The sequence below is a fragment of the Lactobacillus sp. WILCCON 0059 genome, assembly GCF_057197985.1.
On record NZ_JBUBHN010000001.1, the window covers coordinates 2,015,551 to 2,040,505 of the forward strand.

Sequence of the window (24,955 nt, forward strand, 5' to 3'; positions counted from 1 at the left end):
ATTATAGTAGAAAAAGCAGGAGAAACTGGCAAATGCCAGCTTCATTTTTCGAAGAAATGGGTGAAACAGATGAAGAAAGTCGTGCTTTTTGGCGATTCAATTTTTAACGCGTATGACGGGCAAAAGGATACCGACCGTTTGACCAAGGCCTTGGCCAAGCGGCTGGGAGACGCTTACGAGGTTGTGAACATCTCGGTCAGCGGTGCATGCGCCCAGGACGTCCTGCCCAGAGTCGGCAGTCTGCCTGCCTGCGACATTTTGGTCGTAGAGTACGGGACCAACGATGCCGCCAGCTGGGGCTGCAGTGCCTATGACTACCAGGAAGGGCTGGAAAGCTTGATCAAGCAGGCTCAGAAGGTGACTGGGGCCAGCGATACCCTGGTTCTGGCTCCGTCCATGCCGGACTTGACAAATCCGGAAATGGCCGCGGCCTACGACTTGGAAAAGCTGGACGAGTACGTCGACATCGCGCAAAGAGACGCCGGCAAGACCAACTCCTTCTTCTTTGATCTGACCCACAAGATGGAAAAACTGAAGGACCTGCCTTCCTTCATGATTGCAGACGGCCTCCACTACAGCGAAAAAGGTATCTCCTGGCTGGCCGATGTCCTGGCTGACCAGATTAACAAGATGGCATAGGAAAAGCGCTCGATTGCTCGGGCGCTTTTTGCATGCCGCTTAAACAGAAAAAATGACCGCTCACGCGTCTGTTCTTTCATTTTTGCTTCATCTTCTTCATAATAATATCTGAAAAGGGGGAGAAAAGATGCAGGTAGAGTTTAAACAAGACGACCAGCTAAAGAAAGACCAGCTCATCATCAAGGCTAAAGAACTGACGCCGGAAATCAAGGCGGCCTTAGCCTTTTTAGAAGAAAAGCTGGCCCAGAAGATCACGGTTTACCAGGGCAATGATGAAATCATCCTGCCCCTGGCCAGCATTCTCTTTTTTGAAACCAGCGACCGGCACGTCTGGGCCCATGACCGGGAAGGCAGCTACCTGGTCAAGCAGACCTTGCGGCAGCTGGAAGCCAGCCTGCCCAGCGACTTTGACCGGGCCTCCAAGAGTGCCCTGGTCAACTGCCGGCAGATCAATACTGTCAAACGGTCGCTGACTGGCTGCGAGCTCGGCTTTACCGCTTCTTACAAGAAAGTTTTCGTTTCCCGCCGCTACTACCAAACTTTGATCAGCCATTTACATGAAATGAGGTAAAAATAATGAACAAGAATAGAAAATCCGCGGTCAAATGGGGCATGATCTTGATCGCTATCGCCATCATCTTGCTTTTAAGTCAGCTTTTTCCAGGCTACTTCGCCCTCTTTAGCTTGTTCAACCTGAGCTGGGGGCAAGTCTTCTGGATCCTTTTCTTAGCCTGGATCGCCTGGACCAGCTTCAAGAACCGGGCCCTCTTCTTTGGAATTTTTGCCAGCGGTTTAATCGTCAAAATCATCGGCCAGGCCGGCCACTTCTTTAAATGGACCGGCTACATGTACCTAGCCCTCTTCCTAATTGCCCTGGGTTTCCAGCTTTTGGCCGGTGGCAGCCAGCTGGAGATCAAGATGAATGTAAAAAGCGGCAAGAAAGACGATGAAGACAATGCCAGCTTGAGCTACAGCGAGGAGATTGGCGAAAATGGCGGAAAGGTCTCAATCGACTCCGTCTTCTCCAAATGCGTCCGCTACATCCACAGCCAAGCCCTGCGCAAATTGTCAGTCTCCGCCGTCATGAGCCCGGTAACCATCTACCTGGACCAGACCCAGCTCAAAGACGGACGCGGCAAGCTGGATTTGGACGCGGTCTTCTCCAAGGTCGACATCTACATTCCAAGAGACTGGGAGGTCCAAACCGACGCCAGCCCGGTCTTCTCCCGCTTTTCCGCCCTTAACCCCAGTGGTTTAACAGCTGATGCCCCACTCTTAAAAATCGATGCTGACTTGGTCTTCAGCCAGGTTACCATCCACCGGGTATAAAAAAACTGTTCAGTTCCTTATCTAATAAGGCTGAACAGTTTTTTCGTTTATTCTATTTCGCTCTATTCAACCTTGCCCAAGTAATCCGACTTTTGGCCAAACCACTTTTGGTTGATCTTGGTCAAAGTCCCGTCGGCCTGTAAGTCAGCCAAGGCCTGGTTGATCTTCTTCTGCAAGGTCTTGTCGCCCTTCCGCATCCCTACGGCGAACAAGTCCTCTGGCACCTCTTTGTTCAAGATGACCTGGTAAGACTTCGAGTCTGCCTCGTGCTGGATGTAGTATTCCGCATAAGTTTCATCAAGCAAAATCCCCTTGATTCTGCCGGCGTTGAGGTCCAGGAAGGCTGACGGAATAGTGTCGTAAAGGACCTTGCTCTTTGGCTTTAAAACCTTTTGGCTGCCATCCAGCCAGATCTGGGCGGTTGACCCGCTCTGGGCGCCGATCGCCTGCCCTTTCATCTGGGCAAAAGACTTGATTCCACTGGACTTCTTCACGACCAAAACCTGCCGGTTTCTGAGGTAGCTGCGGCTGAAGGCGACTTTTTTCTTCCGCTGGCTGGTTACGCTGTAGCCGTTCCAGAGGACATCAATTGTCCCGTTTCTCAGCTCCGTTTCCTTCATGGACCAGTCGATAGTCTGGAAGTCCGCCTTTAGGCCCAGCTTCTTGCACACGGCCTTGGCCAGGTCGACGTCGTAGCCGACCAGCTGCCCGTCTTTTTGCCGGAAGTCCATGGGCACAAAGGTGTCGTCTAAGCCGATCACTAAGCTGCCCCGCTTTTTAATCTTGGCCCAGGTGTCTTTTTGGTTGGCTTCTTTAGTTAAATTGCTGCAGGCTGTTGTCAAAAAGCACGACAAGACCAGGCCCAGCAGCAGGAATTTCTTAAACCACTTCATCTGCCCTTCACTATCCTTCCAGCGGCTTAACTTCCAGGACTTGGTCGGCCACCTTTTTGGCAAAGTCCATATCGTGGGTGATGATCAATTGGGTCAAACCCGATTCCTTCAAGCTCAAGATGAGGTCAGCCACCTGGTCACGCAAGGCCGGGTCCAGGGCACTGGTCGGTTCATCGTAGCAGAGCATCTTCGGCTGCATGGCCAAAGCCCGGGCGATGGCTACCCGCTGCTTTTGCCCGCCAGAAAGCTGGTAAGGGTAAAGGCAGCCCTTGTCAGCCATCTGCAGCTTCTCCAAAAGCTCCTTGGCCTTAGCTTCCGCTGTCGCCTTGTCTTCTTTTAACGCCAGCTGGGGAGCCAAAGTAATGTTTTCCAAAACTGACATGTTGGGAAAAAGGTTGAAGTCCTGGAAGACCACGCCCACGGCGCCCCGCTCTTCGCCGCTAAGGTCATACTTTTCCCCGTCCAGGCTCATGGTGCCCGCGTCAGCTGTTTCAAGACCCGCCACGATTCTGAGAAGGGTCGTCTTCCCGGCCCCGGAAGGACCAACCACCGTGAGGATTTCCCCGTCCTGCAGGCTGAAGTTCATATTTTTTAAAATCTGCCGGTTGCCAAAAGACTTGGCTAAATTTTTTACTTCAAGCATCGTTTAGTCCTCCTATCTGTAGTATGAGTAGTGCTTTTCCAGCTGCCGCAAAAGCAAAGTGCACAGGCCAATCAAAAGCAGGTAGATCAAGGCCACCAGCACCAGCGGAAGTAAAGTCACGTCACGGGCCGTAGCCAGGTTGCCGGCTCTGAGCAAGTCGCCCAAACCGATCACATAGACCAGGGAAGAGTCCTTGACCAGGTTGATCACTTCGTTGCCGATTGAGGGCAGGACGATTTTTATTACCTGGGGAATAACGATTTTTCTAAGGGTCTGCCCGTAGGTCAATTGCAGGACCTTGGCTGCTTCAAACTGGCCCCGGTCGATGGCCTGGTTGCCGCCCCGGAAGATTTCAGCGAAGTAGGCCGTGTAGTTCAAGACGAAGGCAAACAAGGCCGCCGCGTACCGCGGAAAGGTCAAGCCGACGATCGGCAGGCCGTAGAAGACGAAGATCAGCTGCAGCAAAAGCGGCGTCCCCCGCATCAGCCAGACGTAGAAGTTGAGCAGCCACTTCAAGGGAGCGAAGCGGCTGCTTAAGCCGAAGGAGACCAGGATCCCTAAAGGCAGGGAGAAGATCAATGTTTCAAAAAAGATTTGCAAGGTCATCCCCGCCCCGCTGAAAAGGGAGGGAAGTATTTCCATAACGTATTTCATTCGTTTTACCCGCTTCCTAGAAAAAAGAAAATAAAAAAGTCCTCCCGGCCCCGAAGGGCCAAGAGGACGCGTCAGCGTGATTCCACCTCGTGTTCACCGGTCCCTCGCGGCAACCGGCCTCACCAGCTTGAAAAAAACTTCAAGCTGCAGCGGTAACGGGCTGAACCGGAAGGAGCTACTAAGCCTTCACCCCTCCTGCTCACAGACGTGTGTTCAGCTAGCCCCTGCTCCCCTTTCCACCGGCGGGAAGTCTCTATCTGTCCAGGCAGGCCTACTTCTTCTGTTCATCGCGTGAAATATAACCGACTCTTGGTCTGTTTTTAGTAATATTAAACTAATATTAAAAATTCGTCAAGCTTTTGCTCTATTTTTCTGCAAAAGTTGCTTCGTCACTTGGCAAAAGCGGACTCTTTTCACCAGCGTAGACCAGGTCCAGCTTGTACATGGCCCGGGAAGCGATCGTGTAGACCAGCTGGGTCTCGTCTTCTTCATGGTAGGTCTCTTTAGAGGCATCCCACATGATTACGGCGTCAAATTCCAGCCCCTTGGCCAGGTAGGACGGCAAGACCAGGTTGCCTTCCACCAAGCGCTGGTTAGCGCTGGAGATAAGGTGAACCCCATCCAGCTGGTCAGCCAGCTTTTTGGCAGCCTCCAGGTCCTTAGTGATGATGGCGGTCGTCAGCTTCTGGGCATCGTTTTCTGCCAAAGCCTCTTTCAAAGCCGCCAAAGCACCTGCTTCATCACTTCTGCCCCAAACTTGCGGCAGCGGTCCTTGCCGGTTGAAGCTTTCGATTTTTTCACCATGGCGGAGGATCTGCTTGGTGTAGTCAGTCAACTGCTTGGTTGACCGGTAGGACTTGGTCAACTGGACCACCTTGGTCTTTTCCGGGTCAAAGAGGCCGGAGATCTGCTTTAAAAGGCTGCTGCTCTCGTCTTTAGTAAAAATCGCCTGGTTCAAGTCACCCAGCATGGTGAACTTGGCCCGGGGGAAGTTGTAACGGAGATATGCCAGCTGGAAGGCTGAGTAGTCCTGAATTTCGTCGATAAAGCAGTAGCGCATTTCCAGGTTGGTCTGGCGGGCAATGATCTGGTCGTACAGATAGAGGTAAGCAGAAGCGTCTCTGAGGTCAATTTCTTGGTCTTTGAGCTTAGCCTTGACCTCTTCAACGTGATTCAGCCATTCTTCTTCGCTGATCCCGTACTTGGCCAGGTCCGTCATCTTCGTCACGGCCCGCAAAAAGGCCAGGTACTGGCCCCGCAGGTTCAAAAAGCCGTTGTGGTTGATCCGGCGGGCAACTTTGGCCAGGTGCTGGATGACGATCTTTTTGCCCAGGAAGGCCCGTTCAGCTTTTTCTGAAGGGAATTCCTGGTCCGGCCGGTCGTACATGTCCAACATCTGCTCGTGGCTGAGCCCTTCGATTTCCCGACTGACCCAGACCTTGCGGGCTTCACTGGCGACCCGCTTGTTCAAGCGGCGGATCAGTTCCTCGCGGGTAGCGTCAATCCGGTTGCCCAGCTTGTAGTTTTCATTGAAGGAGTAGTAGAGCTCCTTGATTTCTTCCTTGCTGAAAAATGGCTTCTTTTTGGTCCGGAAATAAATATTGCGGAAGATCATGCCAGACTGGTTGAGGTGCTGGCCATAGCGGGTGGCCAGCTTGTAGAAGGCCAGCGAGTCCTTGAAGCGGCCGATGGCCGTGTCAGCCTGCCGGTCTTCGAACTGGTCAAAGAGGTTCTGCACCTTCATCTTCGGCAAGCGGCGGGCGATAAACTGCCAGTAGGTCATCTGAACCATGTTCTGCTCGCCCATTTCCGGCAGGACGTTTTCGATGTAGTCGTTAAAGAGCTGGTTGGGACTGAACATGATCACGTTCCCGCTCTTGAGGTTGCCCCGGTAGCGGTACAAAAGGAAAGCGATCCGCTGCAGGATGGCGCTGGTCTTACCCGACCCCGCTGCCCCTTGGACAAAGAGGAGGTCGCTGGTGGTGTCGCGGATGATCTTGTTTTGCTCCTTTTGGATGGTCTTGACGATGGACTTCATCTGGATGGAGGACTTTTCTGACAAAACTTCCATCAGCATCTGGTCGCCGATGGTTTCGTCAGTGTCGAACATGTTGATGATGGTCCCGTCTTCGATCATGAACTGGCGCTTTTTGCTCATGTCGACTTCAACCGGGCCTTCCGGTGAGTAGTAGGTTACCTTGCCGATCTTGCCATCGTAGTAGATTGAGGAGATCGGGGCCCGCCAGTCGTAGATCAAGAGCTCATTGTTCTCGTCCATGAAGGAGGCCAGGCCGATGTAGATGCTCTCCGGCTCTTCGCCAGCCTCTTCAAAGTCGACCCGGGCAAAGTACGGATGGACATGCAGCCGTTTTAAAGTAGCCAGTTCGCGGGCGTTGACCTGCCAGGCATTGTCGCGTTCTTTGAGCATTTGCTGCTGCTGCTGAATCGACAGGGCCGTGTCCATTGAGGTCGAGTAGTCGTCAAAGTCCAGGCGAATATCATCATAGAAGTGGGCGCTGATGTTGCGGGCTTCAGCCTTGTCTTTGCTGATGGCCTTTTGCAGCTGGTCCCCTTTTTGATCAATCTTTTGCAGGACTTGGTCCAGGTGGGCTTGTTCTGCTTTGCGGTCTAAGTTTTCTGCCATGTAATATACACCTTATAACCTTTTCTAAAAAATAACTCCAACAGCTTTTCTTTGCAAAAACTTGCCTAATATTCTAACATTTTTCAGCTTAAAACTAAAGTCAGAGCTCCTTAGGAAAAGCTTAAGCAGTTTCAGCGGCCTTTTTGCTAGGAAAAAGAGCCGGCAAATCTTATAATAATTAGCGCAAAGGAGAAAATTGATGCGACGCTTTTTTAATTTCATCAAAAACCTGCTCATCTTAGCGATCATGGCCGGAGCTATTGTCAACTATCATGAGCAAATACAGAATTTCCTGCTGGAGGCAGCCGGGGCGGCCAACACTTATCTGGAGCAAAAAGGCTTAAAGAGCAAGACTCTGGACTTAAGCGGTGGCATCGTCACTGAAAGCAATAAGAAGGTCACCAAGAACACGACCGGCTACCGCTGGCCAAAGGCGACGGCCAAGGTCTACATCGCCGTCAAGCAGACCGACCTCTACAACGCCACGGTTAATGCCATGGCGGCCTGGAACCAGACGGGAGCTTTTACCTTTAAGCAGACTAAAAACAAGAAGAACGCCCAGATCGTGGTCGTGGCCAACTCCAAGAGTAACGGGGCGGCAGGTCTGACCACCTACAAGTACCTCAGCCACACCAACCGGCTCTACTCAGCCCAGGTGGCTCTGAACACTTACTATCTGGAAAACGATTATTACAACTACACCCAAGCCAGAATCGTCAACACGGTTGAGCACGAACTAGGCCATGCGATCGGCTTAGACCACCGGACCGGGGTTACCGTCATGTACCCGACCGGGTCCATCTACACGATCCAGCCAAAGGACGTCAAGCTGGTTAAGAAGATTTACAAGAGCAAGTCATAAGGCAAGTTAGAAAAAATGAAACGGATTTATCTGGTTAGACACGGGAAGACTTTTATCAACAAGTACAACAAGATGCAGGGTTGGTGCGATACCCCCTTGACTGACGAAGGCCGTAAAGGTGCTGAAAAGGCCGCTGAAGCCTTGCAGGATTTGCCACTGGACATTGCCTTGTCCAGCAACACCTTGCGGGCCAGTGAGACCTGCGAGATCATCATGGAGAAGAACTGCAACAGGGATCTGCTCCAGCACCTGGCCTACCCTTTCTTTAGAGAGCACTTTTACGGCTACTTTGAGGGGATGGACAATGACGTGGCCTGGCGGATGGTTGGCGCGGCCCACGGCTTTTCTAACGCTGCGGATTTAGCTGAAAACGCGACTTGCGACCAGATCGCCGACTGGACCAAGGAGGCCGATCCCTACCATGATGCTGAAGACAGCAAGGAATTTTGGGCCCGCTGGCAGAAAGGTTTTGACTTGATCAAGCAATTGGACGGGGCGGAAAATATTCTCCTAGTCAGCCACGGTTTTGCCATCAAGACCCTGGCCCAGAGATTCGCGGTGGACGGAATTGACACGACTGTTCACCCGAGAAACTCATCGATTTCGACTTTAGTGATGGATGAGGCTGGCAATTTAAAGATGACCAGCTACAACAAATTGCAGCTGTAATTTTTACCAGATTTTTACAGACAAAAGGCTTGCAAGTTGGCATAGAGCTACTATAATATGAGCCGGCAAGAGAAAAAAAGCAAGATTCCAGTTTAAGGATGGAGCGCAATTAAATATATGAGAACGAAGATTTTTGGTCACCGCGGTTATCCAGCCAAGTTCCCGGAGAATTCCCTGGAGGGCTTTGACTACTGCATGCATCACGGAGCTGAGGGGATCGAATTCGATGTCCACTTAACCAAGGACGGAGTGCCGGTGATCATGCATGATGAGAACATCAAGCGGACCACCAATGGCAAGGGTCTGATCAAGGATTTCACCTTGGCGGAATTGGACCAGTTCCACCTGGCCAATGGCGAGCGGATTCCCCGTTTGAAGGACCTCTTCCAGCTGACTGAAGAATCTGGCTATGAGGGCCAGCTGAATCTGGAGATGAAGACCAATAAGTTCGATTATCCAGGCTTGCCGGAGAAGATTTTTGCCCTGGCGGACCAGTTCAAGTTCAAGGAGGAGATCATCTACTCCTCCTTCAATTTGCAGACGCTGATCCACGCGCAGAAGATCCGGCCGGAGGGAAACTACAATTTCCTGACGGACAAGCGGATTAAGGATCCGGCAGCTTTTGTCAAGGAACATGGCTTTAAGGGGATTCACCCGAAGCGTTTGCTCGACACGGACACGCCGGAGCGGATCTGGACGGTAGACAGTCCCCTGCGGGCCAAGAAGATCATTGAGTACGGTGCGGCCGGCTTTTTTACCAACAAGTTCGAAGATATGATGGACCTGCGCAAGCGGGTAGCCAACTACTAACGCGAATATATGAAGAGAGTTGCCTTAACGGGCAGCTCTTTTTTGCGTGGTATATCATAAGTTAATCGTTATATCAAGTATTGTATCCGGTTCCAGTGAGTGCTAAAATCGACTTGTCCAATATGTGTTAATGAATTAAGGAATGTGTGATTATGAAGAAAATTTCGAAAAATGTTCTGCTTGTATCATCAGTCGGTTTAGCTGGGTCTGCATTCGCGGTTACTAATACCCATCCGGTATTTGCGGCAAGCAGTACTAGCAAGAAAACTACTGTTTCCAGTGACCAAGCCAAGGTTAAAAGCGCGCAAAAGAGCGTTGACCAAACCCAAAGCAAATTAACCCAGGCACAAAACGATTTAGATACTGTCAACAAAGATATGCCTCAAAAAGAGACTGAATTGGCAGATGCTAAGAAGACGACTGAAGCCGCTGATAGTAAAGTGGCGGCTGCGAATAAAAGCAACGATGCTGCACAGTCCGTCCTCAAGCAAGCTCAGTCAGCCACTGATTCCGCAAATAGCGACTACCAAAATGCCACCAAGGACAGCACAAACAAGCAAAAGGATTTGACTGACTCACAAAATAAAGTAACTGATCTCCAAAAGCAACTCACTGATGGCAAAAAGAACAATAACAACATCAACCAAAAAGTTACTGACAAGAACAAAGAGATTAGCGACAACCAGAAAACTTTGTCTAGCTTACAACAAGAAAAGAGTAAATCTGACGCTAAGCTTTCATCAGTGCAAAACGATCTTACTGAAAAGAAACAAAAGGCTGATATCGCCTCACAAACCTTGCAGACAGCCAAAAAGGATTTGGGTTCAGCAACTAGCACCAACGAAAGCTTGACCCTGCCACAAAGCTACATTGACTATGTAACTGGCAAGTCAACTGATTGGGATACTGCCAAAAAAGACCTGCAAGATGCAGTAAGCAGCCACACTTATCCATTTACTGATGGTGATGAAAACGATACTGTTTACGACGATCCTGCTGCCTTATCCGAAACTGATCAAAAGCGTTTGGACTTCTACGTGAAGAGCTTGATCGATTCCGTCAAGTCTCAAGTTGGATCAACCAGCAAGCTGACCATTACTGACGGTTCACTTGAATTCGCCAAGCGTTACACGCAAGAGTACCAAAACAGCAACTATGTCTTCAGAAAGTACAATGCAATCAAGTCCGCTTCAAGCATCATGGGACTTGATGAGTATTCCGTTACTGGATATGACATTGCCGCCAACAGACAAGTTACCGGTCGGTCCATTTCGATTATCAATGGGTACATATATAACTCATATGAATTTGGGACAACAAAGATGAGTGAAATTGCCAAGGCGGCTTTTGACTTGGTAACACAAGAGCTGGCTAATCCAACTGATTACAACAATATCATCAACAACAATGGTTACTTCTCAGTTGCTGTAACTACCCAAGATGACAAGTTCTACGTCTGCCTTTTGACGATCAACCCGACTAACGTCCCAAGTAGTTTTAACACCAAGGAAGTTGTCAAGCCGAGTCAAGATGAACTTTCGTCTGCTGCTCAAAAAGCTCAAGCTGATTCGGATCAAGCAAACAAAGATGTAGAAAGCGCACAAAGCACTTTTGATCAAACCCAAGCTGAAAATCAAAAGCTTAGCCAACAAATCAGCGATTTGCAAAAGAAGATCAGTGACAGTCAAGGCGATGTAGCGTCCTTGAAGAAACAGCTTACTGACACGGATAAAATTCAATCTCAAATCAAGGAGACCAAGGATTCCTTGCCAGCAAAGCAGGCTGCTCTGCAAGCTACGAATGAGAAGGTTAAAGCCACCCAAAGTAAACTTAATGACTGCAAGACTGCTTTAGCAGCCGCTCAGAAAGAAGCGGCAAATGCTCAAAGCAACTTGGACAAGGTAAAGGCTGACGCAAACAACGCACAACAAAAGCTCCAAACTGCTCAAAATGCCTACGATGAAGTAAAGAAGAAGCAAGAAAAACTGACTGCATCTGTTGCATCCCTCACCAAGAAGCTGGCCTACGAAAAGAAGCAACTGGCACACGCTAAGGCGGTCTTAGCCCTTGCCCAAAGCAAGAAAGCTACTACTACTACCAAGAAAGCCGCTACTAAAAAGAAGTCTACTAAGACTGCTTCAAAGAAGGCCTCAACTGGTAAGAAGGCCACTAAGAAGTTGACCAAGAAGACTGTTAAGAAGTCCTCAAAGAAAGCAAAGTCAATCAAAAAGGCCACCAAGAAGAAAGTCACCAAGAAGGTAAAGAAGGCCAAGAAAGTTGTTGTCGCAAGCAGCAAGTTCACCAGCTTAAAAGGCAGCAAGAAGGCCTTTGTCGGCAGCTGGAAGAAGGCTAAGTCCGTTTCCGGCTACCAGGTTCGCTACAGCACGGCTTCCTCAATGAAGAAAGCCAAGACTAAGAGCACTAAGGCAACCAAGCTCAAGGTTTCCGGTTTGAATAGCAAGAAAAAGTACTACGTACAGCTCCGCTCCTACCGCAAGCTCTCCGGCAAGACCTACTACTCTGCCTGGTCAAAGGCCAAGACTGTAAAAACTCGTTAATCTAAAAATCAAACCTAACTCCAAACAAAAACAGCTATCTCACGCTTCTACATGAGACAGCTGTTTTTAGTTCTCAACAACGGCGCTCATCGATGATACTAATTCCGCGTCGTTTAAGGTAACCTTGTCCGCACCATTTTTAATCATATCCGCAACGGCATCATCATTCTTGTAAACCGTCCAGATCCCATAGTCCACGCCATACTTGCGGGCCGCGAGAATATCGTCAAGCGTCGTCGTATCCTTATTGCGGTCAGCACCAGCCTTTAAGTGGGACAGGAAAACGTAGTCATTGTCCGTCAAGTGACGGTTGTAAATCCCCATCATGGCAATTTCTTCACCGCCCGGAATCGCGTTTCTGACTTCTTCCAGTTCACCAATATTAAAGGAAATCAAGGTCGTCTGCTTCTGCATCCCTGCCTCGTTAATTTCCTTAACTACCTCTTTCAAGGCCTCCATATTGTTGATGTTCTTCAGCTCCAAAAAAGCTTCCTTGCCATACTTCTTGCAGATATCTAAGTACTGGCGCAAAGTTGGCAGATGCAGGTCATCATAAACCTGGTCCTTGTCGATTCCATCCAGCACCCCCTTGATCTTGTAGTTTTTCACTTGGTCAAAAGGTATATCGTTGATCTTTTTGCCATAGTTTGGATCATCCTGACTGATATCAGTTGTCCGCGCCAAAGTGTTATCGTGCAAAATGACCAGCTTGTTATCTGAAGTATTGGCCACATCGGTTTCAATCCCCCAGATGTCGGCTTCCTCGCCAGCTTTTTCAAAAGCCAGGGTGGTATTTTCCGGATACTTGGTGCTATAGCCGCGGTGAGCGATAAACTTAACCGGAGCTTTAGCCAAGCCAGAAGTGCTCTGCGTCTTCACATCAGCATTTTCCAGCCGGACCAGCTTGGCAATATCCCCAATTTCGCTTTCCGAAATCTCTGCCTGGTTGCTCTTTCTCACCATGATCAAGTACTTGTAGCCCGGATCCAGGATAATTCCCTGCTTTGACCAGTTGGCCTGCACGCCAACATAACTCGGCTTTTCATCATCGGTGTACTTGAGTGCCTTGATCTGGTAGTCAAAGTAATTGTCCAAAGCCAGGTACTTGCTCTGGTCCGCCTTAACATAGTCAACGGTCGTCAGTTCCTTTTTGCTTGGGTAAAAATTCCCCGCACTATCAACACCCCAGAGGCCCAGGTCCCTTTCTGGATTCGCGCTTACCGGCAGCTTGCGGTATTGGGCGTACAAGGTGACGTCTTTTAAAGCGTAACTATCGCCTAGATCATACTTTTCACCGCTGCCGTCAGCTTGCGTGTTAAAGGAGTCGAGGACGTAGCCGGGCTTACTGAAGCCTGTCTCTGGCAAGGTTGCCTTATCGCCTTCCTGCTCATGGAGAGTGATATTTTGCCCAAATCCCTGACCCGCGTCGATCTGAATCGTGTAGTTTTCCAGCTTGCGGTACTGGGCGTACAAGGTCGTATTCTTCTTAAAAGTGTAGGCCTTGCCCAGCCGGTATTTCTTCCCCTCTCCGTTTGCGGCAACGGTGTAATTTAAGAACTTATAGTCCTTTCTCTCGAAACTGGTCTTAGGCAGGGTTACCTTCTTGCCAAAGGAAAAAGTCAACACTTGCCGGCGGCCAGACCCGTCATTTGCTGCCAAAGTCAGTGTTCTTTTTGGAGAAGTCACCATAACCAGACAGGTGTAGCGCTTTTTGCCGTTTTTCGCGGTAATCTTGGCTGTCCCTGCCTTAATTGCCTTGACTCTGCCCTTGGAAGAAGCTGTGGCTACCTTCTTGTTGGAACTTTTCCAAGTTGTTTTCTTCTTGCTGTTCTTCAGATACAGGCGGGCAGTCTTTCCCTGCAGCAAGCTCAGCTTTTTCTTATTCAAAGAGACCTTTGCCTTTTTTGCTTTCTTGGCCTTCTTGCTCCTTTTCGCCTTCTTAACTTGCCGCGTGGCTTGCACCGGCTGCAGCGGTTCAAGTCCTTGCCCCAGTCCCAAAGCCAGCAAAATCGCTGAGGCCAGCAACAACTTTTTTCTATCTTTCCGTTTCTTCAAAAAATTCACTCCATTTTCTTTTCCTATAAAATCAACATCTTTATTTTAGCTTATTTCTTCATACTAAAACAGCTATCCCGTGGGATAGCTGTTTTTGGTCTTATTTATATTGTTCGCTGCTTACATACCCTTTGGAATTCAAGCGGTAAGTGTAGTGACCAACCTTTACGGTTTGATTCTTCAGCAGTTGTCCGTTGGAAGCAAAGTAGTAAGTGTGCTTGCCATCATTTACCAGACCGTTTCTGAATGACAGACCGTTGGCTTCAAAGAAGTAAGTCCCAGTCTCACTTGTTGTCTTAATGGCCGTCAGCTTGCTAGATTTAACCATGTTGCCGCTCTTGTCAAAGTAGTACCACTTGCTGGAATCATCCTTGACAAAAGTATTCTTGGCCTGCTTGCCCTGGTCGTCGTAGTAAACGTAATTCTTGCCCCTCTTGGTCAAGCTACTGCCTGTCAGCTGCTCTGGCAAGTATTGGCTGATTTCATAGCTTTGCTTGCCATCCTTCTTGCTGTAACCAACATTGTAGTAAGTCCCAGCGGCATTCTTAAGTACATAACCAGCACCGCGATCCAGGATGTTAGTCCCGTTCATGTACTTAGCTGACCATTCAGTGATCTTCACGCTCGGATCCATTGGCTTGGCAGTAGACATTTGGTTAACCTTGAAGAGTTGCGGGTACTTCTTTTGCAGAGTTGCCAGGAAGGCACCACCATACTTCTTTTGGTAAGTACCACCACCAATAGTATTGGTAATGTAAACAAACTTCTTCAAGTCAGCTGAACCCCGGTCACGAGCAAAGTCGTCACTCCGTGAAACCGTCGTTGCTTCCTTGCCAGGCAAGTTGTAGATCTGGTTTGGAACCCAGTCAGCCATAACTTGCAGGCCTTGCTTGTGCAGAGACTTCAAAGCATTGCGCAGGTCTTGGGCTGAACCGTACTTGTTGTTGCCACTTAAAGCCACGTCGTAACGGTCGTCAAAAGCATATCCGTTGTCGATCGTTGAGTCCAGGAAAGTCTTATCCTTGCTTGAAACGTATTGTGGAGCCATTTCAAATGAAGTGATCCCCAGTTCCTTAAACAAGGATGCGTTTTGCGCAATCTGAACGTTGGCAGCTTCGCTTGACTTGGTTGGATAGTAAACGAAGTTGGAGAAGCCTTCAAAGATAACGTTTGAGTCAAAGGCAGCATTTGATTCATATACTGACTTAGCGTCCTTGCTAGTGCTTGAAGCTTTAGTCCGGGCATCTTGGCCGTCCTTAGCGCCAACCGGTACCCAAACAGCTACGTAACCCTTCATGTCTGGGTTCGAGTAGCCCTTGATGGCAGTGCCGTCTTGGCCCTTCAAGTCTTGGTTGGTAAAGGTCAGATCACCCTTGTCGTCAGTCTTGGCTCTTGGAGCGTCAGCATCGCTGCTGTAGCTGTGCAGGTAGCTGTTAGTAACTGTTCCGTTGTCAAGCGCCTTGCTGCTTGGCAAGATAACTGCCCGGTATTCTTGGTTCTTGTGGGCAGCACCCATGTGCAGAACAACCTTATCCTTGTCAGACAGAGACAGGCTGGAGTTGTTGCTGATGATTACACCGATCCCTTCATTCCGGGTTTCATCAGTCCCCTTGTCATTAGCAGTAGCAGCGCCCTTGCCGTAACGAACGCTTGTCAAAACACCGTTATCGTCAACATTCATGCTTTGCCCGCCGGCAACATACTTAACCCGGGACTTCATCAAGTTGCTGATTGCTTGGTAGTAACGGGTCTTCTTAGACATGTATTGGCTGCCGTCAACATACATATCACCGTAGTAAACCCGCGGGATAGTGTCCTTGTTTGTCAAAAGTACAGCGTAAGATGCTGGCATGTTGTAAAGGTTGTAAGTCTTATCTGTTGAGTTTTGGTCCTTAACGTATAATTCCATCCCCTTTTCTTCTTCAGCTTGGGTAAACTTGCCGAAAGGCTGGCCAGTAGCAGCTTGAATTGCCTGCCGGATCTGGTCCTGAGAATTAGAGTCATGTGCCCGGATGAAGGAGTAGTTTGGCATTGCCTTGCCTTCGCCAGAGTCATTGGTCCGGTCAACCAATGAACTATTGACTAATCTCTTCAACTGATCTGCTTTTTCAGAGCTTGATGAGCTGTCTGAAACAAAGTTAAGTGCGCCATTGAAGGACTGCCGTATCTTATCGTCCATGTTCAAGCCAGGGTTGCCAAGCTTGTTAACCGCAGCGGGGATGGCAGCATTCCAGCCTTCCAAAATATTCAAGTGGGCATTGGACTTTTCATCAGAGTTCATCCCATAAGCAGCCTTGAAGTACTGACCCATGATATTAAGCAGGTCACCGTCAGTGAAGTCAACCGCGTCAACTCTGATTGAGTCGAAGTGAGCGTCATTATCATTAGCGGTAATTGCACCATAATTGAGCAGGTAGTACATCCAGTTCAATTGTTCTGCTTGAACTACCGGGTTTGAGTTGTCAATGTCGTTGGCCAAGAGGAATTCCGTCAGAATATTCTTGTCATCACCCGTCAAGTAAGCAGGATAGCGGCCCATCAGCCGGTAGCTTGACTTAGTCCATGGGGTCAAGTCGGAGTTGTCGTAACGGAAGAAGCCACCTTGCAGCTGCATCCCGTCATAGTTTTCATCTTCGCTTGCCTTAGTCCAAATGCTTTCAGTCCGCTTGAATTCAGTCATCAAGGTCTTCAGCCAAGAAGTGCTCTTTTGGCTGGAGATCTTCTTCTCCACGTTTACTTGAATCTGGTTGGCCGCATTGAACAAGTCACTGGTACTGTCACTAGTCTTAAAGTCTGAGTTGGCAGTAACAAATCCCTTCTTCTTCATAAAGTTCAAGTAGTCAACGAAGATGTCCCGGCTTGGCCAGTAGACCATCAAGAGCGGGCGCTTGTCGCTGGCAGTTGACTTGGTCCAAGTCTTACCGTTCTTCAAGATCTTCTTTGGCCGGTACCAGCTGTCTGCCGTCAAATAGCCGTCAACATTATCGATGCTGGAGCTGGTCAAGCTGTAAGCTTGGTTATTTTGGGCAAAAGTCTTGTTGGTATTAACCAAGCTGCCTTGCTTCTTGAAACTCATCTTGAATGATGTGCTGCCCAAGCCCTTAGAGTCAAAGTAGTACCACTTAGAACCGGACTTGTACATGAAGTTGGTCCGCGACTTGGCACTAGTTGCGTCGATGTAGTACTTCTTTCCCTTCAAGCTGGACAAGCCTGACTGCAGCTTGCCGCTCTTTGAGTAGTGGTAGACATACTTGCTGCCCTTGACAGTCTTGTTTCTGACCATCTTGCCGCTCTTTGAGAAGTAGTACCAAGAGCTGTTGATCTTGGTCTTGCCTCTGAAGCTGGTTACGTGGCCCTTCTTGTCAAACTTGACCTTCTTGCCCTTGATCTTGCTGGTCTTATTCTTGATCATTACCCCATTCTTCTTGAGGTAGTAAACGTAGCCGCCACTAACCAAATAGCTGCTCTTTACCATCTTGCCGTTCTTATAGTAGACCCGGCCAGCCTTGGTGGTCTGCCAGCCATTTTTCTTGGCGGCAGAAACTGACTGACCAAATGGCAGGCTGGCAAGAGTAGCCAAGACAGCCGCACCGGTCATCAACCAGGTAAATTTACCCTTCTTTGAATAATTCATTTTGTCATTTCCTTTTCTCTTTTTTCTGCTTACAAATTTATCAGCACAAAATTATTTCTTGGCAGCACCAAGCGTATTATTCGTGGTTGCCTTGTTCTTAGAAGCCGCAGTGTACTTCTCTGAAGTCAAGTATCCACTCTTGTTCAAGCTATAAGTATACTCACCGATCTTAACAGTCTTGTTTTTAACCATTCGACCGTTCTTATCGAAGTAGTAAGTATGTGATCCGTTGTTCAGCAAACCACCTCTGAAGGAAACACCGTTGCTCATGAAAAAGTAGGTATTGCCAGCAATATTGGCAAAGTTGCTGTTCTTGATCATATTTCCTAACTTGTCAAAGTAGTACCAGTTGCCTACGCTGTCTTGAACAAAAGCATTAGTCTTCTTATTACCGTTTTCATCGTAATAATTGTAGTTCTTGCCGCTTGAAAGCAGACCAAGCTTTTCCATATTCTTGCCGCTTGCCAATTGAGCAGGCAGGTATTGAGCAATCTTGCTCCCATCCTTGCTGTAGCCCACATTGTAATAGCTGCTGCTTGAACGAAGCACGTAACCAGATCCCCGGTGCAAAATGTTGGTACCGTTCATGTACTTGGCTGACCATTCAGTAATCTTGATACTTGGATCCATCGGCTTGCCGGTAGAAGCCTGTACCTTGCTGAAAAGGTCAGGGTACTTCTGCTTCAGCTCGTTCAGGAACTTACCACCATATTCCTTCTGGTACTTGCCGCCACCAATCGTGTTGGCAATGTAGACTACCTTACTCAAACTGCTGCTTGGCCAATCGTTGCCATAGTCGTCAACTCTAGTGGCAGTTACGGCTTCTTGACCTGGCAGACTGTAAACCTGGTCCGGAACCCAGTCGGCCATGACCTGCATTCCTTCCTTATGCAAAGCCTTAACCGCGTTACGCAGGTCTTCAGCTGAACCATACTTGTTGTTCTTGCTCAAAGCCAAGTCATAGCGGTCAGTAAAGGCGTAGCCGTTGTAAATGGTTGAGTCAAGGAAAGTCCGGTCAGTGCTTGAAACGTATTGCGGTGCCATTTCAAAGGAAGTAATCCCTAACTTCTTAAAGAACGATGCGTTCTTGGCGATTTGCACGTTGGTCCGCTGCTCAGTCGTCGTTGGCTGATAGATGAAGTTTGAGAAGCCTTCAAAAATCAAGTTTGAATCAAAGGCATCATTAACCCGGTAGTGAGAATCAGTAGATACCTTGCTGTCACTGGCCTTAGTCCGGGCATCTTGGTCATCCTTGGCGCCAACCGGCACCCACACAGCAAGGTAGCCATCAACGCAAGGGTTCTTAGTTCCCTTAATAGCGGTATTTTCTTCACTCTTGCCATCAACAGTCAAATTCTTGTTAGTAAATACCAAGTCACCATTTTCGTCAGTCATGGCCGTTGGTGCCTTGTCATCGTTGCCATAGCTGATAATACCCGTTGAAGCCTGACTAGTGCCATCATTCTTTGAATCGTAGCTGTTGTTGGTCAAAAGCAGTGCCCGGTACTTTTGCTTCTTGTGAGCAGCCCCCATATGAAGAACAACCTTATCATTGGCACCCAAAGTCAAATCTGACTTGTTGCTTGCGATAACGCCAATCCCTTCAGTCCGGCTTTCGTCACTCCCCTTATCACTGGTGGTCTTAACGCCCTTGCCGAAGCGAACACTTGTCAAAACGCCATTGCTGTCAACTGACATGCTCTGACCACCGCCCACGTACTTAACCCGGGCTTGCAAGAGATTAGTCATTGCATCATAGTAAATGCCCTTTTCCGCCATGTATTGGTTACCATCGAAGTATAAGTCACCATAGTAAACCCGCGGAATGGTGTCCTTGTTTGTCAAAAGCAGAGCGTATGAAGCTGGGATATTGCGCAAGTTATACTTCTTGCTAGTTGACTGTTGGTCCTTCCTATAAGCGTCTAAGCCTTTCTTCTCTTCTGCTTCAGTGAAAGTCGTATAGTCTTTCCCATTTGGATACTGACTGCTCTTAGTTACGTCCTTGATGGCCTGCTGGATGTTTTCTTGAGACATATTGTCATGGGCCCGAATAAAGGTATAGTTAGGTGTGACTTTCTCTGACCCATCTAACTTAGTCCGGTTGACCATGGAGTTTTCGGTATTGCTTCCGATGATGTCTTCCATCTTTCCACCATCATTCATGGCAGAAATAATCGAGCTCTTCCAGCGGTCATCCATAGTAATTTCAGGGTTGCCCATCCGGTTGACATAGTCTTGATCAGAATAGTCCCAGTCCTCCAAGATGTTCAAGTGGGCGTTGGACTTAGCATCCGTATCAACTCCGTAGACATCCTTGAAATAGTCACCCGCGATGTTCAAGAGGTCCGCATCAACGTTGTCGACCGCGTCAAGCCGGACAGAGTCAAAGTTGGCATCCTTGTCATTGGCAGTGATTGAGCCGTAGTTGAGCAAGTAGTGCATCCAGTTCAACTGCTCAGCTTGAACTACCGGGTTTGAGTTGTCAATATCGTTGGCCAGCAGGAATTCCTTTTGCTTGTTCGCGTCTCCCTTGATGTTCTTTGGATAACGGCCTAAGTAGCGGTAACTGGAGTTGGCCCATGGCGTCATGCTAGAATTGTCATAACGCAGGAAGCCGCCCTGGAACTGCAAACCACTGAAGTCTTCATTTTCACTGGCCTTGGTCCAGATACTTTCAGTATTCTTGAATTCAGTCATCAAAGTCTTCAACCAGGAAGTACTCTTTTGGCTGGAGATCTTCTTTTCAACGTTTATTTGGATCTGGTTGGCCGCGTTGAACAAATCCCTGGTCTTGTCACTGGTTGAGAAGTTCCGCTTAGCACTGACAAAGCCCTTCTTCTTCATAAAGTTGAGGTAGTCAACGAAGATCGGACGGCTTGGCCAGTAAACCATCAAAAGTGGCCGCTTGTCACTGGCCGTTGAAGCAGTCCAGGTCTTGCCGTTCTTCAAGATCTTCTTTGGCCGGTACCAGCTGTCCGCCGTTAAGTAGCCATTGACGTTGTCAATGCTGGATGAGCTGTAGCTGTAAGCCAAGTTGTTCTTGGCGAAAGTCTTGTTGGTGTTAACCAGGCCAGTTTCCTTGGTGAACTGCATCTTCAAAGAGTTGCTGCCCAGGCCTTTGGAGTCAAAGTAGTACCACTTAGAACCGGACTTGTACATGAAGTTGGTCCGCGGCTTAGCACTAGTTGCATCGATGTAGTACTTCTTGCCCTTCAAGCTGGACAAGCCGGACTTCAGCTTGCCGCTCTTGGAGTAATGGTAGACATACTTGCTGCCCTTGACGGTCTTGTTTCTGACCATCTTGCCGCTCTTTGTGAAGTAGTACCAAGAACTGTTGATCTTGGTCTTGCCTCTGAAGCTGGTTACGTGGCCCTTCTTGTCAAACTTGACCTTCTTGCCCTTGATCTTGCTGGTCTTATTCTTGATCATTACCCCATTCTTCTTGAGGTAGTAAACGTAGCCGCCACTAACCAAATAGCTGCTCTTTACCATCTTGCCGTTCTTATAGTAGACCCGGCCAGCCTTGGTGGTCTGCCAGCCATTTTTCTTGGCGGCAGAAACTGACTGACCAAATGGCAGGCTGGCCAAAGTGGCTAAAACAGCTGCCCCAGTCATCAACCAGGAATATCGGCTGTTCTTTCTTTTTGACATTTGATTTCCTTTCAATCAATGTTTTATAAAGAAAAGCAACTAAACCTCACTTGATTTAGTTGCTTCTCAAAAAGCACTATTGCTTATTTCTTATTTGTTTTCTTAAGAGCACCAAGTGAGTTCTTAGTAGTTGCTTGGTTCTTAGAAGCTGCAGTGTACTTCTCTGAAGTCAAGTAACCGCTCTTGTTCAAAGTATAAGTGTACTCACCACTCTTAACAGTCTTGCTCTTGACCATCCGGCCGTTCTTGTCGAAGTAGTAGGTATGTGATCCGTTGTTCAACAAGCCGCCTCTGAAGGAAACACCGTTGCTCATGAAGAAGTAAGTGCCAGCATTCTTACCGCTGCCAACATTCGCAAAGCTGCTGTTCTTGATCATGTTGCCAGACTTGTCGAAGTAGTACCAGTTGCCTACACTGTCTTGAATGAAGGAGCTAGTCTTCTTAGTGCCGTTTTCATCGTAGTAGTTGTAGTTCTTGCCGTTTGAAACAAGACCCATTCTCTCTTGATCCTTGCCACTTGCCAATTGGACTGGAAGGTATTGAGCAATCTTGCTGCCGTCCTTGCTGTAGCCAACGTTGTAGTACTTATTAGCACCACTTGAACGCAATACGTAGCCAGCACCGCGATGCAAGATGTTAGTCCCGTTCATGTACTTAGCTGACCATTCAGTGATCTTCACACTTGGATCCATTGGCTTGCCAGTAGACGTTTGCACCTTGCTGAAGAGGTCAGGGTACTTCTGCTTCAATTCAGCCAAGTACTTACCGCCGTATTCCTTCTGGTACTTGCCGCCACCAATACTGTTGGCGATGTAGACAATGCTGTTCATGTTTGGTGAGTTCCAGCTGTCGCCAACGTCGTTAACACGGGTAACAGTTACGGCTTCTTTGCCAGGCAAAGTGTATACCTGGTCCGGAACCCAGTCAGCCATGACTTGCAGGCCTTCCTTGTGCAAGGCCTTGATTGCACTGCGCAAATCTGCAGCTGAACCGTACTTGTTGTTCTTGCTCAAAGCCAAGTCATAGCGATCAGTAAAGGCATAACCGTTTTCAATGGTTGAATCAAGGAAAGTCCGGTCAGTGCTTGAAACATATTGCGGTGCCATTTCAAATGAGGTAACACCCCAGCTCTTGAAGAGGGATGCATTCTTGGCAATCTGCACGTTAGCCCGTTCGTCAGTCTTAGTTGGCTTCAAAGTAAAGTTAGAGAAGCCTTCAAAGATGATGTTAGAGTCGAAGGCGTCGTTGACCCGGTATTGTGAGCTACCTGAAACGGAGTCGCTGCTTGCCTTGGTCCGGGCATCTTGGTCATCCTTAGCGCCAACTGGTACCCATACAGCCAGATAGCCAGTCACGCAAGGGTTCTTAGTACCCTTGACAGCAGTGTTTTCTTCAGTCTTGCCATCAACAGTCAAGTTCTTGTTGGTAAATACCAAATCGCCGTTTTCGTCAGTCGTGGCAGTTGGAGCATTGCTGTCACTGGCATAGCTGATGATACCAGTTGAAGCCTGACTAGTGCCGTCGTTCTTAGAATCGTAACTGTTGTTAGTCAAAAGCAATGCCCGGTACTTTTGGTTCTTGTGGGAAGCACCCATGTGCAGGACAACCTTGTCACTGTCGCCCAAAGTCAAGCTTGGCTTGTTGCTGATGATGACACCGATACCTTCGTTCCGGCTTTCATCAGTCCCCTTGTCGCTGGCAGTCTTAACGCCCTTACCATAACGTACACTAGTCAAAACATCATTCTTGTCGACAGACATGCTTTGGCCACCAGCCACGTACTTGATCCGGGACTTCAGCAAATTGGAAATTGCATCGAAGTAGATGCTCTTTTCTGACATGTATTCACTGCCGTCGAAGTAAAGGTCACCGTAGTACACCCGCGGAATAACATCCTTATTAGTCAACAGCATAGCGTATGATGATGGGATGTTGTAAAGGTTGTACTTCTTTTCAGTAGATTGCTGGTACTTCCGGTACAGGTCCAGCCCCTTCTTTTCTTCCGCGTCGGTGAAAGTAGTGTAGTCTTTCCCGTTAGGGTATTGGCTGCTCTTAGTTACATCCTTAATAGCTTGCTGGATGTTTTCCTGGGACATACTGTCGTGAGCCCGGATGAAGGCGTAGTTAGGAATTACGCTTTCTGACCCGTCCAGCTTGGTCCGGTTGACCATTGACTTGTCAGTGTCGGTCCCAATCAAGTCAGCCATGCTGCCAGTGCCAGTCAGGTCCTTGTTCAAGACATTGTTGATGGTCGTCTTCCACTTGTCATCCATCGTAATTTGCGGATTTCCCATCTTGTTGACATAGTCTGGGTCAGTGTGGTCCCAGTCTTCCAAGATGTTCAAGTGGGCGTTGGACTTAGCATCCGTGTTCATCCCATAGACATCCTTGAAGTAGTCACCAGCGATATTTAACAAGTCTGCGTCAACATTGTCCACGGCGTCAACTCTGATTGAGTCAAAGTTGGCATCCTTGTCATTGGCAGTGATTGAACCGTAGTTGAGCAGGTAGTGCATCCAGTTCAGCTGTTCTGCTTGAACTACTGGGTTAGAGTTGTCAATGTCGTTGGCCAGCAGGAATTCCTTTTGCTTTTGGAAGTCACCCTTGATGTTCTTTGGGTAACGGCCCATCAAGCGGTAGCTGGAGTTGGCCCATGGGGTCATGCTGGAGTTGTCATAACGCAGGAAGCCACCTTGCAATTGGTTACCAGCATAGTTTTCACTTTCACTTGCCTTGGTCCAAATGCTCTCAGTGTTCTTGAACTCAGTTATCAAAGTCTTCAACCAGGAAGTGCTCTTTTGGCTGGAGATCTTTTTTTCGACGTTTACCTGAACTTGGTTGGCCGCGTTGAACAAGTCCTTGGTCTTGTCATTGGTTGAGAAGTTCCGCTTGGCACTGACAAAGCCCTTCTTCTTCATAAAGTTGAGGTAGTCAACGAAGATCGGACGGCTTGGCCAGTAGACCATCAAAAGTGGCCGCTTGTCGCTGGCCGTTGATGCAGTCCAGGTCTTGCCATTCTTCAGGATCTTCTTTGGCCGGTACCAGCTGTCTGCCGTCAAGTAGCCATCAACGTTGTCGATGCTGGATGAGCTGTAGCTGTAAGCCAAGTTGTTCTTGGCGAAAGTCTTGTTGGTGTTAACCAGGCCAGTTTCCTTGGTGAACTGCATCTTCAAAGAGTTGCTGCCCAAGCCCTTAGAGTCAAAGTAGTACCACTTTGAGCCTGACTTGTACATGAAGTTGGTCCGCGGCTTGGCACTAGTAGCGTCGATGTAGTACTTCTTGCCCTTCAAGCTGGACAAGCCGGACTTCAGCTTGCCGCTCTTGGAGTAATGGTAGACATACTTGCTGCCCTTGACAGTCTTGTTTCTGACCATCTTGCCGCTCTTTGTGAAGTAGTACCAAGAACTGTTGATCTTGGTCTTGCCTCTGAAGCTGGTTACATGGCCCTTCTTGTCGAACTTGACCTTCTTGCCCTTGATCTTGCTGGTCTTGTTCTTGATCATTACCCCGTTCTTCTTGAGGTAGTAAACATAACCGCCGCTGACAAGGTAAGTGCTCTTTACCTTCTTGCCGTTCTTGTAGTATACCCGGCCAGCCTTAGTGTTCTGCCAGCCGTTCTTTTTAGCGGCAGAAACTGACTGACCAAATGGCAGGCTGGCCAAAGTAGCCAAGACAGCTGCTCCGGTCATCAGCCATTTATAATCATGCTTTGACTTGCGCATTTTTATCCTCTTCTACAAAAAATCACAGTACATTCATTATCTACCTAATTTTAATAATTTCTTATTCGATGTGCAATACGCAACCTGGATTCACTTAAAAAGTTTTTTTAGTTCCCCAAAAAATCGTAAAAAAACTTCTAAGTTAGTTTAAAAAAGAAACTTATAAGTTTTACTATTTCTTTAAATTCTATA

General features: G+C 48.3%; 15 protein-coding genes. 7 read left to right on the plus strand and 8 right to left on the minus strand.

Annotated features, from left to right (window positions below):
* Positions 1–69: 69 nt before the first annotated feature.
* The 3 genes from ACYVUT_RS09530 (at position 70) to ACYVUT_RS09540 (ending at position 1,968) form a co-directional block, all read left to right on the plus strand.
* A complete protein-coding gene (locus tag ACYVUT_RS09530; RefSeq protein ID WP_484501923.1) occupies positions 70–639 on the plus strand; it encodes an SGNH/GDSL hydrolase family protein in 570 nt (189 codons plus the stop codon).
* Between the two features lie 127 nt (positions 640–766).
* Positions 767–1,210, plus strand: a complete 444-nt coding sequence (locus tag ACYVUT_RS09535; RefSeq protein WP_484501924.1) for a LytTR family DNA-binding domain-containing protein — start codon at positions 767–769, stop codon at positions 1,208–1,210.
* Positions 1,211–1,215: 5 nt separating this feature from the next.
* Positions 1,216–1,968: a hypothetical protein gene (locus tag ACYVUT_RS09540; protein ID WP_484501925.1), complete on the plus strand. Its 753-nt coding sequence runs from the start codon at positions 1,216–1,218 to the stop codon at positions 1,966–1,968.
* A 62-nt stretch (positions 1,969–2,030) separates the two neighbouring features.
* Here ACYVUT_RS09540 and ACYVUT_RS09545 read toward each other — a convergent pair whose 3' ends face one another.
* The 4 genes from ACYVUT_RS09545 to helD all read right to left on the minus strand — a co-directional run bounded on the left by ACYVUT_RS09545 (position 2,031) and on the right by helD (position 6,802).
* Positions 2,031–2,861, minus strand: coding sequence for an amino acid ABC transporter substrate-binding protein (locus ACYVUT_RS09545; RefSeq protein WP_484502053.1), 831 nt, complete (start codon positions 2,859–2,861; stop codon positions 2,031–2,033).
* Positions 2,862–2,871: 10 nt separating this feature from the next.
* On the minus strand, positions 2,872–3,504 hold the full coding sequence (locus tag ACYVUT_RS09550; protein ID WP_484501926.1) for an amino acid ABC transporter ATP-binding protein: 633 nt from the start codon (positions 3,502–3,504) through the stop codon (positions 2,872–2,874).
* Between the two features lie 12 nt (positions 3,505–3,516).
* Positions 3,517–4,158: an amino acid ABC transporter permease gene (locus tag ACYVUT_RS09555; RefSeq protein WP_439776389.1), complete on the minus strand. Its 642-nt coding sequence runs from the start codon at positions 4,156–4,158 to the stop codon at positions 3,517–3,519.
* Between the two features lie 364 nt (positions 4,159–4,522).
* Positions 4,523–6,802, minus strand: coding sequence for an RNA polymerase recycling motor HelD (helD, locus tag ACYVUT_RS09560; RefSeq protein ID WP_484501927.1), 2,280 nt, complete (start codon positions 6,800–6,802; stop codon positions 4,523–4,525).
* Between the two features lie 199 nt (positions 6,803–7,001).
* Here helD and ACYVUT_RS09565 point away from each other — a divergent pair, with 199 nt between their 5' ends.
* The 4 genes from ACYVUT_RS09565 to ACYVUT_RS09580 all read left to right on the plus strand — a co-directional run bounded on the left by ACYVUT_RS09565 (position 7,002) and on the right by ACYVUT_RS09580 (position 11,701).
* The gene (locus ACYVUT_RS09565; protein WP_484501928.1) at positions 7,002–7,664 is read left to right on the plus strand and encodes a matrixin family metalloprotease; all 663 of its coding nucleotides are present in this window, start codon (positions 7,002–7,004) and stop codon (positions 7,662–7,664) included.
* Positions 7,665–7,679: 15 nt separating this feature from the next.
* Positions 7,680–8,333, plus strand: a complete 654-nt coding sequence (locus tag ACYVUT_RS09570; protein WP_484501929.1) for a histidine phosphatase family protein — start codon at positions 7,680–7,682, stop codon at positions 8,331–8,333.
* Between the two features lie 117 nt (positions 8,334–8,450).
* Complete coding sequence (locus ACYVUT_RS09575) at positions 8,451–9,143, plus strand: glycerophosphodiester phosphodiesterase (protein ID WP_484501930.1); 693 nt, start codon at positions 8,451–8,453, stop codon at positions 9,141–9,143.
* A 152-nt stretch (positions 9,144–9,295) separates the two neighbouring features.
* On the plus strand, positions 9,296–11,701 hold the full coding sequence (locus ACYVUT_RS09580; protein WP_484501931.1) for an SEC10/PgrA surface exclusion domain-containing protein: 2,406 nt from the start codon (positions 9,296–9,298) through the stop codon (positions 11,699–11,701).
* Between the two features lie 66 nt (positions 11,702–11,767).
* On the opposite strand, the gene ACYVUT_RS09585 is transcribed toward ACYVUT_RS09580, so the two are convergent.
* The 4 genes from ACYVUT_RS09585 to ACYVUT_RS09600 all read right to left on the minus strand — a co-directional run bounded on the left by ACYVUT_RS09585 (position 11,768) and on the right by ACYVUT_RS09600 (position 24,763).
* Complete coding sequence (locus ACYVUT_RS09585) at positions 11,768–13,756, minus strand: glycerophosphodiester phosphodiesterase family protein (protein WP_484501932.1); 1,989 nt, start codon at positions 13,754–13,756, stop codon at positions 11,768–11,770.
* A 100-nt stretch (positions 13,757–13,856) separates the two neighbouring features.
* Positions 13,857–17,390 (minus strand): glycoside hydrolase family 70 protein, encoded by a 3,534-nt coding sequence (locus ACYVUT_RS09590; protein ID WP_484501933.1) that lies wholly within the window; start codon positions 17,388–17,390, stop codon positions 13,857–13,859.
* 51 nt (positions 17,391–17,441) lie between these two features.
* Positions 17,442–21,041 (minus strand): glycoside hydrolase family 70 protein, encoded by a 3,600-nt coding sequence (locus ACYVUT_RS09595; RefSeq protein ID WP_484501934.1) that lies wholly within the window; start codon positions 21,039–21,041, stop codon positions 17,442–17,444.
* An 83-nt stretch (positions 21,042–21,124) separates the two neighbouring features.
* Positions 21,125–24,763 carry a glycoside hydrolase family 70 protein gene (locus ACYVUT_RS09600; protein ID WP_484501935.1) on the minus strand — a complete coding sequence of 1,213 codons (3,639 nt, stop codon included), beginning with the start codon at positions 24,761–24,763 and terminating at the stop codon, positions 21,125–21,127.
* Between the last annotated feature and the right edge of the window lie 192 nt (positions 24,764–24,955).

Bases quoted from the DNA above. Each gene is read 5' to 3' on its own strand.
- ACYVUT_RS09530 (WP_484501923.1), top strand. From the start codon at position 70: ATGAAGAAAGTCGTGCTTTTTGGCGATTCAATTTTTAACGCGTATGAC.
- ACYVUT_RS09535 (WP_484501924.1), top strand. From the start codon at position 767: ATGCAGGTAGAGTTTAAACAAGACGACCAGCTAAAGAAAGACCAGCTC.
- ACYVUT_RS09540 (WP_484501925.1), top strand. From the start codon at position 1,216: ATGAACAAGAATAGAAAATCCGCGGTCAAATGGGGCATGATCTTGATC.
- ACYVUT_RS09545 (WP_484502053.1), bottom strand. From the start codon at position 2,861: ATGAAGTGGTTTAAGAAATTCCTGCTGCTGGGCCTGGTCTTGTCGTGC.
- ACYVUT_RS09550 (WP_484501926.1), bottom strand. From the start codon at position 3,504: ATGCTTGAAGTAAAAAATTTAGCCAAGTCTTTTGGCAACCGGCAGATT.
- ACYVUT_RS09555 (WP_439776389.1), bottom strand. From the start codon at position 4,158: ATGAAATACGTTATGGAAATACTTCCCTCCCTTTTCAGCGGGGCGGGG.
- helD (WP_484501927.1), bottom strand. From the start codon at position 6,802: ATGGCAGAAAACTTAGACCGCAAAGCAGAACAAGCCCACCTGGACCAA.
- ACYVUT_RS09565 (WP_484501928.1), top strand. From the start codon at position 7,002: ATGCGACGCTTTTTTAATTTCATCAAAAACCTGCTCATCTTAGCGATC.
- ACYVUT_RS09570 (WP_484501929.1), top strand. From the start codon at position 7,680: ATGAAACGGATTTATCTGGTTAGACACGGGAAGACTTTTATCAACAAG.
- ACYVUT_RS09575 (WP_484501930.1), top strand. From the start codon at position 8,451: ATGAGAACGAAGATTTTTGGTCACCGCGGTTATCCAGCCAAGTTCCCG.
- ACYVUT_RS09580 (WP_484501931.1), top strand. From the start codon at position 9,296: ATGAAGAAAATTTCGAAAAATGTTCTGCTTGTATCATCAGTCGGTTTA.
- ACYVUT_RS09590 (WP_484501933.1), bottom strand. From the start codon at position 17,390: ATGAATTATTCAAAGAAGGGTAAATTTACCTGGTTGATGACCGGTGCG.
- ACYVUT_RS09595 (WP_484501934.1), bottom strand. From the start codon at position 21,041: ATGTCAAAAAGAAAGAACAGCCGATATTCCTGGTTGATGACTGGGGCA.
- ACYVUT_RS09600 (WP_484501935.1), bottom strand. From the start codon at position 24,763: ATGCGCAAGTCAAAGCATGATTATAAATGGCTGATGACCGGAGCAGCT.